Annotated in this window: 10 protein-coding genes; 5 read left to right on the forward strand and 5 right to left on the reverse strand. The window is 73.6% G+C overall.

The window, feature by feature from the left end; translation table 11 throughout:
* Positions 1–16: 16 nt before the first annotated feature.
* Positions 17–1,306 carry an ABC transporter substrate-binding protein gene (locus tag ACIQVZ_RS11270; RefSeq protein WP_402448904.1) on the reverse strand — a complete coding sequence of 430 codons (1,290 nt, stop codon included), beginning with the start codon at positions 1,304–1,306 and terminating at the stop codon, positions 17–19.
* Between the two features lie 170 nt (positions 1,307–1,476).
* Between ACIQVZ_RS11270 and ACIQVZ_RS11275 the strand changes: the two genes are divergently transcribed.
* From ACIQVZ_RS11275 to ACIQVZ_RS11290, 4 genes are all read left to right on the forward strand, one after another.
* On the forward strand, positions 1,477–2,553 hold the full coding sequence (locus ACIQVZ_RS11275) for a LacI family DNA-binding transcriptional regulator (RefSeq protein ID WP_350880760.1): 1,077 nt from the start codon (positions 1,477–1,479) through the stop codon (positions 2,551–2,553).
* Between the two features lie 215 nt (positions 2,554–2,768).
* Entirely contained in the window at positions 2,769–5,213 is a 2,445-nt protein-coding gene (locus ACIQVZ_RS11280) for a discoidin domain-containing protein (RefSeq protein WP_402448906.1), read from the forward strand.
* A gap of 84 nt (positions 5,214–5,297) precedes the next feature.
* On the forward strand, positions 5,298–9,500 hold the full coding sequence (locus tag ACIQVZ_RS11285) for an NEW3 domain-containing protein (RefSeq protein ID WP_402448910.1): 4,203 nt from the start codon (positions 5,298–5,300) through the stop codon (positions 9,498–9,500).
* The gene (locus ACIQVZ_RS11290) at positions 9,497–10,192 is read left to right on the forward strand and encodes a hypothetical protein (protein ID WP_402448912.1); all 696 of its coding nucleotides are present in this window, start codon (positions 9,497–9,499) and stop codon (positions 10,190–10,192) included. The genes ACIQVZ_RS11285 and ACIQVZ_RS11290 overlap by 4 nt, the downstream gene beginning before the upstream one ends.
* Positions 10,193–10,251: 59 nt before the next feature.
* Here the strand turns inward: ACIQVZ_RS11290 and ACIQVZ_RS11295 are convergent, their stop codons facing one another.
* The 3 genes from ACIQVZ_RS11295 to ACIQVZ_RS11305 all read right to left on the reverse strand — a co-directional run bounded on the left by ACIQVZ_RS11295 (position 10,252) and on the right by ACIQVZ_RS11305 (position 13,233).
* Positions 10,252–11,373: a DUF4157 domain-containing protein gene (locus tag ACIQVZ_RS11295; RefSeq protein WP_402448914.1), complete on the reverse strand. Its 1,122-nt coding sequence runs from the start codon at positions 11,371–11,373 to the stop codon at positions 10,252–10,254.
* 284 nt (positions 11,374–11,657) lie between these two features.
* Positions 11,658–11,957 (reverse strand): muconolactone Delta-isomerase family protein, encoded by a 300-nt coding sequence (locus tag ACIQVZ_RS11300; RefSeq protein WP_350880770.1) that lies wholly within the window; start codon positions 11,955–11,957, stop codon positions 11,658–11,660.
* A gap of 70 nt (positions 11,958–12,027) precedes the next feature.
* Positions 12,028–13,233, reverse strand: coding sequence for an MFS transporter (locus tag ACIQVZ_RS11305; protein ID WP_402448917.1), 1,206 nt, complete (start codon positions 13,231–13,233; stop codon positions 12,028–12,030).
* A 107-nt stretch (positions 13,234–13,340) separates the two neighbouring features.
* Between ACIQVZ_RS11305 and ACIQVZ_RS11310 the strand changes: the two genes are divergently transcribed.
* Entirely contained in the window at positions 13,341–13,793 is a 453-nt protein-coding gene (locus ACIQVZ_RS11310; protein ID WP_402448919.1) for a MerR family transcriptional regulator, read from the forward strand.
* 7 nt (positions 13,794–13,800) lie between these two features.
* On the opposite strand, the gene ACIQVZ_RS11315 is transcribed toward ACIQVZ_RS11310, so the two are convergent.
* Positions 13,801–15,039, reverse strand: coding sequence for a cytochrome P450 (locus ACIQVZ_RS11315; protein ID WP_350880776.1), 1,239 nt, complete (start codon positions 15,037–15,039; stop codon positions 13,801–13,803).
* Positions 15,040–15,183 lie beyond the last annotated feature (144 nt).

A 15,183-nucleotide genomic window follows, 5' to 3' on the forward strand; every position in this document is an offset into this window, starting at 1 on the left:
GGGTGGCGCCTGGCCGTCAGCCCTTGAGCAGCTTGTTGCACTGCTCGACGGCGGAGTCCAGCGCCTGCTTGGAGCTCGCGTCGCCGCTGATCGCCAGCGCGATCTGCTGGTTGATGATGGTGCTCATGGCGTCGTCGACCTGGACGGGCTGGATCAGCTTGGCCTTGGCGAGCGAGTCGAAGGCGACCACCTTGGCGTCGCCGGCGTTGGTGCCGTCGCTCTTGCTGAAGAACGGGTCGTTCGCGGAGGCCTTGGTGGACGGGAAGACGCTGGTCAGGTGGGAGAACGCGGCCTGGTTCTCGGCGCTGGTGACCCAGCGGGCGAGGGCGACGGCGGCGGCCGGGTTCTTGGTGTTCTTCGGGATGGCCAGGCCCTGCACGTACAGCGGCGGGACGCCCATCGTGGGGGAGGAGACCATCTTCGGGGCGATCGTCGGGTTGTCGGTGGCGAGGCTGGTGATGAAGTTGCCGCCGCCGGTGGTCCAGGCGGCCGTGCCCGCGTTGAAGAGCTTGGAGTTGCCGACGTAGGTGTTGGTCAGCACGTCCTTGGGCAGCAGGCCCTCCTTGAAGGCGTCGCGGTACTTGTCGAGCAGCGCGGCGGCCTCGGGGGTGTTGAAGGTGAAGGACTTGCCGTCGTCGGACATGAGCTTCACGCCGGCGTTGTAGAGGTCGCCGAGGCCCGGCTTGCGGCTCATCAGGTAGGTCTGGCCGCCGGACTTCTCCTTCATCGCCCGGGACTGGGCGATCAGGTCGTCCAGGCTGGCGGGGAGCTTCTTCGGGTCCAGTCCGTTCTTCGTCAGGAGTTCCGAATTCCAGTAGTTCACATCGGTGTTGAGGTACCACGGGTAGCCGAAGGTGCCGTTCAGGCCGGTGTAGCGGTAGGCCTCGACGCCGCCTGCGACGTACTCGTCGGCGAGCTTGGGGTCGGCCTTGAGGACGTCCAGCAGGACGTCCTTCTTGGCCAGCGGGAAGGCGAAGTCCGGCGGGAGGTTGACCACGTCGGGCAGGCCGCCGGACGCGGCCTGGCTGAGCACCTTGTCGGAGTAGCCCTCGCCGGGCTGGTCGAGCCACTCGACCTCGACGCCCGGGTACTTCTTCTTGAAGCCGTCGAGGACGCCCTGCATGTAGTCGGTGAACTTCGGCTTGAGCGCCCAGGTCTGGATCGAGACCTTGCCCTTGACCTCGCCGGTGGCGGCCGCACTCGCCACGCTGTCGCTGTTCTTGCTTTCGCTGGAGCCGAGTCCGCAGCCGGTGAGTGCGGCCGCGGTGATCGCCGTCGTGGTCAGTGCCGCCCAGATTCTTCGCATGAGGGTCTCCCGGTCCTGGGGGTGGGTGGGGGATCGTGCCGAGCTCGGGGGGTGGTTTTGGGTCACGGGGGTGGTGCCGAGTTCCAGAACCTGTCTTACTAAACCGGTCTAGCTATGCCAGGGACTATGCTCCCGCCTAAACTTGGATGTCAAGAGAGGAGTCGGGTTCTGTGCCCAGACCGACGATCGCCGACATCGCGCGCCAGGCCGGTGTCTCCAAGGGCGCGGTGTCCTTCGCGCTCAACGGCCGCCCCGGCGTGAGCGAGGCGACCAGGGCCCGGATCCTGCGGGTCGCCGAGGAGATGAACTGGCGCCCGCACAGCGCCGCCCGGGCCCTCGGCGGAGCCAGGGCCGACGCCGTCGGGCTGGTGATCGCCCGCCCCGCCCGCACCATCGGCGTCGAGCCGTTCTTCAGCCAACTGCTGTCCGGCCTCCAGGCGGTGCTCTCGGCCAGCTCCGTCGCGCTGCACCTGATGGTGGTCGAGGACACCGCCGCCGAGATCGAGGTCTACCGGCGCTGGGCCTCCGAGCACCGGGTCGACGGCTTCATCGTCGTCGACCTCCAGGTCCGCGACCCGCGGCTGCCGGTGCTGGACGAACTCGGCCTGCCCGCCGTCGTCCTGGGCGGGCCCGGCAAGGGCGCCGGTCCGCTGCGGATCTGGGCCGACGACCGGGAGGCGATGCTCTCCATCGTCGACTACCTGGCCGCCATCGGGCACCGCCGGATCGCCCACCTGGCCGGGCTGCCGCACTTCCAGCACACCCAGCGCCGGATCCGCGCGCTGCGCGACGCCTCCCGCCGGCTCGGGCTGGAGGAGGCCGTGTCGGTGCCCACCGACTTCAGCGACGCCGAGGGCGCCGCCGCCACCCGCGCCCTGCTCTCCCGGCCCCGGCGGCCCACCGCGATCGTCTACGACAGCGACGTGATGGCCGTCGCCGGGCTCGGCGTGGCCGGGGAGATGGGCGTCGCGGTGCCCGCCGAACTGTCCATCGTGTCCTTCGACGACTCCGTGCTGGCCCGGATCGTCCACCCGCCGCTGACCGCGCTCAGCCGGGACACCTTCGCGCTCGGCGAGCAGGTCGCCCGCAGCCTGCTGGCGGCCCTCGACGAGGCCGGCTCCGGGCGCGACCTGCAGATGCCCACACCGCGGCTGACCGTGCGCGAGTCCACCTCGCCGCCGGGGGCCGAGCCGCCCGACGGGGTGGTTGCTGCGCGAGTCGTTGACAGCGCTCCTGAACCGGTTTAGGTTCGCTGCGCCGAGCGGCCTCCGCCCGGCGCGCACCCAGGCCCGCACCCTCCGCAGGCCCGCACCCCCGGCGGGCCCGCCGCGCCGCGGCTGCGGCCGGCCGCAGCCGCGGCGCGGTCACCCCGCGTCCTCGCGCACCGCCACGCCCACATGCACCCGGCCCGTCCACGCCGACGGCCCGCCCCCACCCACCTCCGCTCGATCGGAGCCACCGCATGTCACGACGGATACCCCTGCTGCTCAGCGCCGCCCTCGCGGCCGCCGTGCTGGGCGCCGCCCCCGCCGCCCACGCCGGGCCGCAGACGCCCACCACCCCGGCCGCCGGCACCCCCGGCACCCAGCCCTACGCCTCGTACTGGTACCCCTCCACCATCCTCAACTGGGACCCGGCCACCGACCCGGACGCCCGCTTCAACCGCTCCCGCGTCCCGCTCCAGCCGCGCACCAGCGACCCCGCCCTCAAAGCCAACCCCAACGCCCGCACCGGCGAGGGGAAGATCGCCTCCCTGGTCTCCTTCGGGCCCACCTCCAACAACCCCTCCCAGGGCTCCGCCGACCCCAACTACTACGCCTTCGGCTACTGGCAGTACGTCGACAAGCTGGTCTTCTGGGGCGGCTCGGCCGGCGAGGGCCTGATCCTCGCCCCCAACCCGACCGTCATCGACGCCGCCCACCGCAACGGCGTCAAGGTCTACGGCACCGTCTTCTTCCCGCCCGCCGCCTACGGCGGCCAGCTCCAGTGGCTCCGCGACTTCGTCCAGAAGTCCGGCAGCACGTACCCCGTCGCCGACAAGCTCGCCCAGGCCGCCCAGTACTACGGCTTCGACGGCTGGTTCATCAACCAGGAGACCGGCGGCGGCGATTCGGCCCTCGCCACCGAGGTGCGCAACCTCATGCAGTACAGCAAGGCCAAGAGCGGCACCGAGTTCATGTGGTACGACGCCATGACCACCTCCGGCTCGGTCAACTGGCAGAACGCCCTCACCTCCGCCAACTCCCCGTTCCTCCAGGACGGTTCGAAGCGCACCTCGGACTCGATGTTCCTGAACTTCAACTGGAGCTCCGGCGGCCTGAACTCCTCCCGCGCGCTGGCCCGGCAACTCGGCCGCAGCGAGTACGACCTCTACTCCGGCATCGACACCGAGGCCAACGGCTACAACACCGGCGTCGACTGGAAGTCCCTCTTCCCGACCGGCCAGCCGCACACCACCTCGCTCGGCCTCTACCGGCCCGAATGGACCTGGAAGTCCGCCACCGACCGGGCCGACTTCTACGCCAAGGACGCCCGCTACTGGGTCGGCGCCAACAACGACCCGTCCAAGGCCAACCCCTCCGACAGCTGGCCCGGCCTGGCCGGCTACGTCGCCGAGTCCTCGCCGATCACCGCCAAGCCCTTCGTCACCAACTTCAACACCGGGCAGGGGGACTTCTACAACTCCGCCGGCACCCGGGTCGCCACCGGCGGCTGGAACAACCTGTCCCTCCAGGACGTCCCGCCGACCTACCGGTGGATGGTCGACTCCGGCGGCAGCAAGCTCACCCCGTCCGTCGACTTCACCGACGCCTACCAGGGCGGCTCCTCGCTGCGCCTCACCGGCACCCTGGACGCCGCCAACACCGTGCGGCTGTACGAGACCAAACTGCCCGTCGCCGCGAACACCAAGCTGGACCTGGTCGTCAAGACCCCGGCCGCCGGGCCCACCAAGCTCAAGGCCGCGATCTCCTTCACCGACGCGCCGAACAGCTTCACCACGATCGACGTCGGCGCCAACTCCGGCACCGGCTGGGAGCGGCACACCCTCGACCTCGCCCCGTACGCGGGCCGCACCATCGCCCAGCTCGCCCTCCGGGCCGACGGCTCCGACCCCGCCTACGACGTGCGGATCGGCCAGATCTCCGTCCACGACGGCGAAGCGGGCGCCCCGGCGGCGCCCAGCGGCCTCACCGTCCTCGGCGCGAGCGACGTGACGGCGGGCTCCAGCCAGTCGCTGCGGCTCTCCTGGACGGCCGCGCCCGGCGGCGACGTCCACCACTACGAGGTGTACCGGCGCAACGCCGACGGCAGCCGGACCTTCCTCGGCGCGACCCCCAACGACGCGTACTACGTCGGGCGGCTCGACCGGGCCGGCACCGAGGACGCCACCACCCTCGACGTCGAGGCCGTCTCCACCACCTACGGCCGCTCCACCGCCGCCTCCACCACCGTCGGCTGGACGGGCACGCCGCCCGCGACCGGCGGCAACCTGGCGCTCAACCGCCCGGCCACCGCCTCCGGCCAGTGCAACGCCGACGAAGGCCCGGCCAAGGCCGTCAACGGCAGCGTCAACGGCGGCACCGGCGACAAGTGGTGCAGCCTGAACAGCTCCAAGTGGCTTGAGGTGGACCTCGGTTCGGCCAAGCAGCTGTCGAAGTTCGTGGTCAAGCACGCGGGCGCGGGCGGCGAGAGCGCGGCCTTCAACACCCGCGACTTCTCGATCCAGGTCCGCTCGAACACCAGCGACCCCTGGACGACGGTCGCCGACGTCACCGGCAACACCGCGGGCACCACCACCCACCCGGTGACCACCACCGCCCGCTACGTCCGGCTGGTCGTCACCAAGCCCACCCAGAACACCGACCCGGCCGCCCGCATCTACGAGTTCGAGGCCTGGGGCCAGTAACCGGGCACGTCAGCAACTCCCGCCGGGCGCGCGGCACCCGACCCCGCGCCCGGCCCCCGTACCTGCACCGAAAGGACCCTCCCCGTGCCGGTCACCATCACCGCCGTCGAGAACACCGACCTCTTCACCGGCCCCGAGGAAGCCCCGCGCCAACTGCTGCGGGTCACCCTCGACGGCCCGGCCGCCCGGATCACCGTCAGCGGTCCGGGCGTGCGCGGCGAGGCGACCGGCACGGGGCTGGTCGAAGTCCCGTTGGAGCTCACCGGGGCCCCCGAGCCGGGCACCGAACTCCCCGTCACCGTCGAGGCGGAGGGCGCCTCCGTGGAGGCCCTGGTGGAGGTCGCCGAGCCCGGCTGGACGATGTTCCTGGTCTCGCACTTCCACTACGACCCGGTCTGGTGGAACACCCAGGCCGCCTACACCTCCCCCTGGGAACTGCTCTCCGCCGACGCCACCACCCGGCCGCTCTGGGAGCGCAACGGCTTCGCGCTCGTCGACGCGCACATGGACCTCGCGCTGCGGGACCCGGTGTACAAGTTCGTCCTCGCCGAAGTCGACTACCTCAAGCCGTACTTCGACCAGCACCCCGAGCGCCGCGAGACCCTGCGCACGCTGCTGGAGCGCGGCCAGGTCGAACTCGTCGGCGGCACCTACAACGAGCCCAACACCAACCTCACCGGCGCCGAGACCACCATCCGCAACCTCGTCTACGGCATCGGCTACCAGCGCGACATCCTCGGCGGAGACCCGCAGACCGCCTGGCAGCTCGACGTGTTCGGGCACGACCCGCAGTTCCCCGGCCACCTCGCCGCGGCCGGCCTCACCGGCAGCGCCTGGGCCCGCGGCCCCTTCCACCAGTGGGGCCCGATCCAGAAGAACTTCCGCGAGGCCAAGGACGACGCCCGGGTGATGCAGTTCCCGAGCGAGTTCGAGTGGATCGCCCCCTCCGGCGAGGGCGTGCTCACCCACTACATGCCGCACCACTACTCGGCCGGCTGGTGGATGGACTCCTCCCCGGACCTCGCCACCGCCGAACAGGCCGTCTACGAGCTGTACCGCAAGCTCAAGCCCGTCGGTGCGACCAGAAACCTGCTGCTGCCCGTCGGCACCGACTACACCCCGCCCAACAAGTGGGTCACCGAGATCCACCGCTCCTGGGCCGCCAAGTACCTCTGGCCGCGTTTCGTCTGCGCCACCCCGCGCGACTTCCTCGACGCCGTCCGGGCCGAACTCGCCGCCACCGGCCGCCGGCCCAGCCCGCAGACCCGCGACATGAACCCGGTCTACACCGGCAAGGACGTCTCGTACATCGACACCAAGCAGGCCCAGCGGGCCGGCGAGGTCGCCGCCGCCGACGCCGAGAAGCTCGCCACCCTCGCCGCCGTCCACGGCCTGGGGCAGTACCCCACCGCCGCCCTCGACAAGGTCTGGCGCCAACTCGCCTACGGCGCCCACCACGACGCCATCACCGGCTCCGAGTCCGACCAGGTCTACCTCGACCTGCTCGGCGGCTGGCGCGAGGCGCACGACCTCGCGGCCGCCGTCCGGGACGAGGCGCTGGACGCGCTGACCGCGCGGATCTCCACCGCCGGGGACGGCTCGGCCGCCGGCGCAGGGTCGGCCGTGGTCGTCACCAACACGCTCTCCTTCGACCGGACCGACCTGGTCGTCGTCCAACTGCCCCCGCAGACCGGGGCGGTACGGGTGCTCGACGACCGGGGCGAGCCCGTGCCGAGCACCGTCGACCGGGGAGCCCTGCGCTTCCTCGCCGCCGACGTCCCCGCGCTCGGCTGGCGCACCTGGCGGCTGGTGGAGGGCCCGGCGGCGGAGCCCTGGACGGCGGCCGAGGGCGTGGTGATCACCAACGACCGCTACCGGGTGAGCGCCGACCCGGTCCGTGGCGGCGGCCTGTCCTCCGTCCACGACCTCCTGCACGACCGGGAGTTGATCCAGGGCGGCCGGATCGGCAACGAGTTGCGGGTCTACGAGGAGTACCCGCAGCACCCCGACTTCGGCGAGGGCCCCTGGCACCTGGTGCCCAGCGGACCGGTGCGCGGCTCCGGCACGGCCCCGGCCGACGTGCGCCGCGAGACCGGCCCGCTCGGTGAGCGGCTGGTGATCGGCGGCACCGTCGACGGGATCCGCTACGAGCAGACCGTCACCCTGTGGCGCGGCCTCGACCGGGTCGACTGCCGGACCCGGGTCGTCGACTACTCCGGCGCCGACCGGCTGCTGCGGCTGCGCTTCCCCGTCGACCTGCCCGGCGCGCTGCCGGTCAGCGAGGTCGCCGGCGCCGTCGTCGGGCGCGGCTTCGCCCTGCCCGACGTCGACTGCGCCGAGGCGCCGTGGACCTTGGACAACCCGGCCAACACCTGGTTCGGCCTCGGTGCCACCGCGCGCGCCGTGCTGTCCGATCCCGCCGGATCGCCGCTGGGGGAGCGGGCGTTGGGCGTCGCCGAGGTGGTCGTGCCGAGCCTGGACGACGCCGCCGACGCCCGCCCGCTGGTGGTCGCCCTCGCCCGGGTCGGCGTCACCGCCACCACCTCCGGCGCCGACTGGGCCCGGTACGGCTGGCTGGACGTCGACTCCAACCTGCCCGACTTCCGGATCGTCCTCGGCGGGCCGGAGGAGAACGACGCCGCCCGGGAGTTGATCGAGCGGGCCGGCGAGGAGTACGCGAGCGTCCTCAAGACGCACGGCGCGGTCTGGGTGCCCGCGCTCACCCCGCTCGCCGAGGTCTGGCAGCCCGGCGCCGACCTGCGGGACCTGCGGGCACTGCCCGCGCTGGTCGTCACGGACGCCGCCGCGCTGGTCGCCGACCTCGCCGACGCCCGGATCGGCGCCGTCTGCCCGTCCGAGGTCGTGGACCAACTCGCCGACCACACCGTCGCGTTGCTCAGCTTCGGTCTGCCCGGCTTCGCGGTCGACAGCACCGGAGCCCTGCACCTCTCGCTGATGCGCTCCTGCACCGGCTGGCCCTCCGGCGTCTGGATCGACCCGCCCCGGCGCACCCTGCCCGACGGCGCCTCCTTCCAACTCCAGCACTGGACCCACGAGTTCAGTTACGCACTGGTCGGCGGCCCCGGCGACTGGCGGAGCCAGACCTTGCCCGCCCAGGGCCAGGAGTTCAACCACCCGCTCCACGCCCGGATCGCGCCGCTCCAGGACGGCCCGCTGCCGGCCACCCTCTCCTGGCTGCGGATCGAACCGCAGCGCGAAGTCCTGCTCGGCGCGCTCAAGCCCGCCGGCAACCCCATCGCGCACGGCTCGGCGGCACCGGTCGGCAGTGAACTCGCCGTCCGGCTGGTCGAGTCGACCGGTCTCGGGCGCACGGCAGAACTCGGCGGCGCACTCGGGCTGAGCCACCTGCGGCCCGCCGACCTGCTGGAACGCCCCCTCGGTGAGGCCACCGAACGCGTCGACCTCGCCGGCTCGCAGATCGCCACCCTGCTCGCCGCCCCCGGCGTCTCCGCCGAACCCGGTGGCCCGGTCCTCGGCCCGGTCGCCGAACCCGCGCAGCCCGTCCACGCCCGCTACTGGCTGCACAACCGGGGCCCGGCGCCGCTCGGCTACCTGCCGGTCTCCGTCGGCGTCTCGCCCGGCCTGCTGCGGACGGACGGCGAGGCGGTCGAACTCTCCGTCGCCCTGTCCTCGCAGCTGCGCGACGCGGCGGTCGAGGGCACGGCCGTCGTCCTGCCGCCCGAGGGCTGGCAGACCAGCCTCGGCAGCCGCCCCTACCGGCTGGAGCCCGGCGGTCACCTGCGCTTCCCGGTCACCCTCACCCCGCCCGCCGAAGCGCTGCCCGGCCTGCACTTCGCCGCCGTCCGGATCGCGCACGACGGCCAGGAGATCGAGGACGTCGTGACCATCGCCGTCGGCGACCTCCCCGACCTGCTGCCCGTCCCCGGCGACACCCCCGAGGACTGGACGATCGCCCAGGGCACCAAGGCCGCCGCCGGCCGCGACACCGGCCTGGACGTCGCCGTCTCCGAGGAGGCCCTGCGCGTCACCCCGGGCGGCCGCACCACCCTCGGCCTCACCCTCACCAACCGCACCCGCGGCGAGATCCGCGGCGAACTCCAACTCGTCTCCCCCTGGGGCACCTGGGAGGCCATCGCCGACCCGGTCCGCGGCTTCACCGTCCCGGCCGGATCGTCCTCGACCGTGGACTTCGAGATCGCCGCCCCCGAATCCACCGACCCCGGCGCGTACTGGGCGCTGGCCAAGGTCATGTGGTTCGGCCGCTGCCAGTACGCCCCGACCGTCGCCCTGGAGGTGGAGGCATGACCCTCGGTCTGCTCGACGGCCGGCCGCTCCCGCGTACCGCCCTCGACCACCGCCTGGCCGCCCTCCGCACCGGCCCGCGCTCCACCGCCCTGCCCCAGCCCGGAAGTTCGGAGGACCGCCAGCTCACCCGCTGGGTCGCCCAGGTGCTGCTGACCGAGGCGCTGTGCGAGGCGGTCGCCACCGAGCGCGACCTGCCCGTACGGTCCACCGGCCCGGCCCGGCTGGACCAGCAGGCCGCCGTCGAACTCGGCTCCATCACCGCCGCCGCCTACGAGGGCAGCGCGGCCGTCCGGGCCGTCTACGCGTCGGTCACCGCCGCCGTCGAACCCTCCGCCGACGACCTCGCCCACTACCGCACCCTGACCGCCCGCCCGCCGTCGGCCGTCTGGCACCTCGCCCTCCCCGACGGCGAACTCGACGCCGACCCCGACACCCTCCCGAGCGCCCTCGCCGAAGCCCTCCGCGAGGCCCCGCCCGGCACCTGGGTCACCGCCGGCCCCTGGACGGCCGCCCTCCGCTCCGTGCACACCGTCACCGAGGAGCACGACCCCGCCGCCGACCTCACCGAGGCCGCCCGACGCGCCGCCTTCGTCCGCTGGCTCGACCACGAGCGCGCCCGACGCCTCACCCTCGTCGAGGGATTGGAACACCCCGGCGATCCGGCCCAGCCCGACAACCACCACCGCCACTGAGGCACCACCGCTGCCGACCTCGCCGGGATCACCGGCGAGGTCGGCGGCGGCGCGGGCGGTCAGACGATCTTGCAGGGCGCGTACGCGGAGCCCAGCTCGACGGCCGCGCCCAGGCGGTGGTTTCCGTCCTGGATGCTGATGCCGCCCCCGTCGACCCGGATCTTGATCGGTTCGAGCGCGGCGCTGTTCCTCATGCCGGTGACGGCGGCGCTGAGCCGCTTCTCGTCGAGCCCGCCCGCCACGGTCTGCGCCCGACCGCTGGCCTGCTGCAGCAACGCGACGCTCACCTCGACCAGCTGGCCGGGACGCACGCCCTGCGCGGCGAAGTCCTGCAACTGGTTGATCTGCCCGCCCTCGAAGGTCCCGGCACCGGCCCGGACGTGGTAGCTGGAGTCCCGTTGCCGGTTGACGTGGCCGCTCAGGTCCGCCTGCGCCTGCTCGGGGCCGACCTCCATGTTGACGAGCTTGTAGTAGGTCTCCAGGCCGTCGTCGACCTTGATGTACCCGTAGCTGCCGTCCTCGTCGAAGATCACGCGTTCCTCGGAGCCCGCGAGCTGGTAGATCTTCTCGTAGTGCTCGTCGGTCAGCTTCTGGTCCAGGATGAGCCGCAGGCCCGGGTAGTCGGCGTCGACGTGGGTGTGCTCGCCCTCCTCCCCGGCGGGTTTCGCCGTGGGGCGCCGCTGCACCGAGGGCTCGGCGGCCTGCGTGCCGTGCGCGTGGGCCGCGTGCTCCGCTTCGGACTCCCGGGCGAGCGGCCGGGACAGCACCCGGGAGGCGTTCGCCTCGGCCTCGCGCTCGAACCGGTCCGAGGGGTCGCTGACCCGCAGCCCACTCCCGTTGTCGGTGCCCGCGACGGGGCCGCTGCGCTGCTGGATGACGTGGGTCAACTCGTGCGCGAGCGTGTGCTTGTCGCCCCCTCCGGCACCGAGCACGATGTGGCTGCCCGAGGTGTACGCGCGGGCGCCGATCCCCGCCGCCGACTCCCGGGCGGTCGCACCCGTGTGCAGCCGGACATCGGAGAAGTCCGCGCCCAGCCGCGTCTCCATCTCGGCCCGGAGCCCGTCGGCCATCGGCGTGCCGGGGCTCCGCAGCACCTCGTGGACGGCGGAGCGCTGCACGTCGGCCGCGGCGTGCTGTTCCTGTTCCTGCTCCAGCATCCGGCTCACCACGGTATTGCCCACGGCCCGCTGCATGGCGGTGAGCGCCGCCGGCGTCACCGCCCGGGCACCGGACGGCAGCCGGGCGGGAGCGGTGGGCCGACTGGTACGGCCCGGTCGTCGGTCGGCGGTAAACGCACTACCGGAGTCATGGGCACGCACAGGAAGGGCCCCTTCGAGGGATCGGCGACAGTCACTCCCAGTCTGTTCGACCCCGTACCTCCAGCGGAAGGTACGTCAGGGCAACGTCCGATGTCCCCCGGGGCCACATCCCTCGTCAGCGGCCCGGGCGCGGCCCGATGGCCCCGCTAGTGCTGCCGAAGGCCGGGGTCGTTGGGGTGGGGGGAGAGCGGGGTGACGGTGTCCTGGCGCCATACCCGCAGGGGCATGGTGGCGAGCGCTTGTTCCAACCGCTCCTCGTCGGGGGCGCTGAACAGGCCCCAGGTGCGCCATTCGCCGGGGGCGAGCGGCGGGCGCCAGAGCCGCAACAGGACGCCCTGGGCGGCGAGTTCGCCCGACCGCCGCGCCTCGCGGGCCCGCAGGTCGGCGATCGCCTCGTCGGTGGTTTTGTCCGGGACGGTGGTCACCATGTCGACCAGGAATTCCATCGGCGTCCTCTCGTACGGGTCTACCGGAGTATCGAGGGGCGCAGGCGCCGGGGGTGCGGAGCCACGCCGGTCACGGCCGGGCGTCGTGGCCGGCGCGCAGGCTGAGGACGGAGCCGGCCAGCAGCAGGCCGACCATGGTCAGCAGCGGGGCCGTCCAGGAGCCGGTGGCGCTGTGGAGGGCGGCGGTGAGGGCGGGGCCGGTGGCGGCGAGGAGGTAGCCGCAGGTCTGGGTCATGGTGGAGAGCGCGGCGACGTGGTCGTGGTCGGTGCCCCGGCGGGCGAAGAGCACGGCGGCCAGGGCCTGGCCGCCGCCCATGCCGATGCCGAGGATGCCGGCCCAGAGCGGAGCGCCGGTCGCGGGGGCGAGCACGACGCCGAGCAGGCCGAGGACGCAGACGGCCACCACGGCGAGCAGGTGCGGCCGCTGGTCGGCGCGGGCGGCGGCGAGGACGGGCGCGAGGAAGCCGCCGACGGCGAGGCCGAGGATGAGGACGGCCTGGTCGGTGCCGGCGGCGGTGCGGCTGAGGCCCGCGTCGACCAGGATCGAGGGCAGCCAGGCGAGGGTGGCGTAGAAGACCAGGGTCTGGATGCCGAAGAAGGCGGTGAGGCTCCAGGCGAGCGCGGTGCGGCCGACGGGCCGGCGGCGCACCGGCGCGGCGGCGGCCGGTATCCGCCGCTCCACCCGCAGCTGCGGCGCCATGCCCGCCGCCGCGAGGACGGCCGGGAGGACGGCGAGGCCGATCGCGGCCCGCCAGGACCACGCGTCGGCGACCGGCGCGACGAGGGCGGCGACCACGGCCGACCCGGCGCCCATCGCGAGGGCGTAGACGCCCATCATGGTGCCGATCCGCCGGGGCGCGAAGCGGGCCCGGACGAACACCGGGATCAGCACGTTGACGACCGCCACCGCGATGCCCACCAGCACCGTCCCCGCGTAGAGCCCGGGCAGGCCCGCCGTGCGCAGCAGCGCGCCCACGACGAGCAGCACGCTCGCCCAGAACAGCCCGCGCTCCTCGCCGATCCGCCGCCGGGCGAGGGCGCCTAGCGGTGCGAACAGGCCCATGCAGAGCGGGGGCAGCAGCCCGAGCACGGTGACGGTGCCCTGGCCCCAGCCGGCGACCGGCGCGAGCGGTCCGACCTGCCCGAACGCGACCCGGGTGTTGAGGCTGAGCAGGACGAAGCCGACGACGAGCAGCGCGCCGGAGGCGGGGGCGGCGCGGCCGGGTGAGGCTTGGTCGGGGGCGGAGCTGGGGGCGGAGGCGGTGCTGAGCGGCATGAGCGGCGAACCCTTCGCTGCGGCAGGAAGTTAGGCTTGCCTAAGCTTCCGCGCTCAAGTGTGCTTGAGCGCAACCCGCCGGCCGTGAACCGTGAAGGAGACGACACGTGGAGCAGCTCCACTCGATCACCGAGGTGGCGAAGGCCTTCGGCCTCTCCGTTGCCGCCCTGCGCTACTACGAGGACTGCGGCCTGATCACCCCCGCCGCCCGCCGCGGCCGGGTGCGCCAGTACGACCGGGCGGCCCTGGAACGCCTCGCCCTGGTCCAGCTCTGGCACGTGGACGGCATGATCCCGCTCGCCGGGACGGCCGCCGTGATGGCGAGCGAGCAGGCGGGGGAGCGGAAGGCACTGCTGGCGGCGCAGCGGGACGAGATGGCGGCCCGCGCCCGCCGCCTGGAGCGCGCCGCGGCCGTCCTGACCCACATGCTCGACTGCCACCGCGACCGCCCGCTGGACTGCCCGGTCACCCACGCGCACATCGACGCCCGCGTCGCCGCCGCCCTCGCCGGCGAGGAGCTGGCCGACGACTTCCTCCCGCCCGCGACCGGGATCGGTTGAACAGGACCTACCCCAGCACCGCCGGCGTCGGCCCGTCGGGCCGGACGGTGATGCTGTAGGCGGAGCCGGTCGGGACGGAGCGGAACCGCACGGTGTGGGCGGGCAGCAGGAGTTCGAGCAGCGCGGTGGTCTCGCGGAGGGCGAACTGGGTCCCGAGGCAGGCGCGGGCGCCGAGGCCGAAGGGGAGATACGCGCCGAGCTGGGTGGGGCGGGTGCCGGTGGCGGTGAAGCGGGCGGGGTCGAAGCGTTCGGGGTCGGGCCACAGGGCCGGGTCGCGGTGGGTGAGGTAGGGGCAGACCAGGACGTCGGTGCCGGCGGCGATGCGGTGGCCGTCGATCACGTCGTCCTCGACGGCGTGCCGGGGGAGCAGCCAGGCCGGGGGGTAGAGCCGCAGGGCCTCGCCGACCAGGGCCTGCGGGTCCGCGCCGCGCGCCTCGGGGTGGCGGTCGAGGAGGAGGAAGAGCCAGGTCAGGGTGGTGGCGGTGGTCTCGTGCCCGGCGACGAGCAGGGTGACGAGTTCGTCGCGGATCAACCGGTCGGTGTACTCGGGGTGTTGGGCCGCGGCGTCGAGCAGGACCCGCAGCACGCCGGGCTCCTCGGCGTCGGTCGCCGAGCGTGCCGCGTCGATGGCGGCCAGCGCGACGGCGTCGATCCGGGCGAGGTCGGCGGCGACGGCGTCCCGGGCGTCCCCGGCGTCCGTGGGCAGGGTCGGCATGGCTGCCACCACCCGTTCCACGGAACGGAGTTCACGGTCGGTACGGTCGTCCAGCGGCAGCCCGGTGAGGGACCGCCAGACGGTGTCGAGGGCGAATCCGCGCATCTCCTCGCCGAGGTCGAAGGTCTCGCCGGTGCGCGCGTACCCCTCCCAGCGGTCGGCCGTCCGGCGGGCGGCGGCGGCGATCCGCTGCTCGTAGCGGCGCATCCCGGTGCCGGTGAACTGGGACTGCAGCAGCCGCCGTTGGCGTTTCCAGGCGGCTCCGGTGGCGGAGAGCACGCCGTCGCCGACCAGCATCCGCGCGCGGTGCGAGCGCTTGACGTAGCGGTCGGGGTGGCGGCCGAGCACGTGCTGTACGGCGGCCGGGTCGGTGACCAGCACGGTGGGCGTGGGGCCGAGCCGGAAGGCGGCGATGCCGCCGAGGCCGCGCTGCGCCCGGGCGAGCAGGTCGACGAGGTCGGCCTCCTCGCTGCGCCACTGCTCGACGGCCTCGGCGGCCAGCTCCGGTACGGGGCGGGTGTCGGTGGTCACCGGGAGTCTCCTCGGGGGTCGGCCGTCGTGGGCGGGCGGCCCGCCCCGCGGCAGACTGTACGGCAGTCGGGTGGCGGTCCGGTTACGCCCGGTGACCCGGGGGGTGCGTCCGGCACACAGCTGCGCCGCGATCCGTCCCCCTCG

Origin of the sequence: Kitasatospora sp. NPDC098663 (assembly GCF_044760075.1) — a bacterium.
Classification (GTDB): domain Bacteria; phylum Actinomycetota; class Actinomycetes; order Streptomycetales; family Streptomycetaceae; genus Kitasatospora.

What these genes read in the sequence shown, in the direction of transcription:
- ACIQVZ_RS11290 (WP_402448912.1), top strand. Translation starts at nt 9,497, where the DNA reads ATGACCCTCGGTCTGCTCGACGGCCGGCCGCTCCCGCGTACCGCCCTC.
- ACIQVZ_RS11270 (WP_402448904.1), bottom strand. Translation starts at nt 1,306, where the DNA reads ATGCGAAGAATCTGGGCGGCACTGACCACGACGGCGATCACCGCGGCC.
- ACIQVZ_RS11280 (WP_402448906.1), top strand. Translation starts at nt 2,769, where the DNA reads ATGTCACGACGGATACCCCTGCTGCTCAGCGCCGCCCTCGCGGCCGCC.
- ACIQVZ_RS11305 (WP_402448917.1), bottom strand. Translation starts at nt 13,233, where the DNA reads ATGCCGCTCAGCACCGCCTCCGCCCCCAGCTCCGCCCCCGACCAAGCC.
- ACIQVZ_RS11300 (WP_350880770.1), bottom strand. Translation starts at nt 11,957, where the DNA reads ATGGAATTCCTGGTCGACATGGTGACCACCGTCCCGGACAAAACCACC.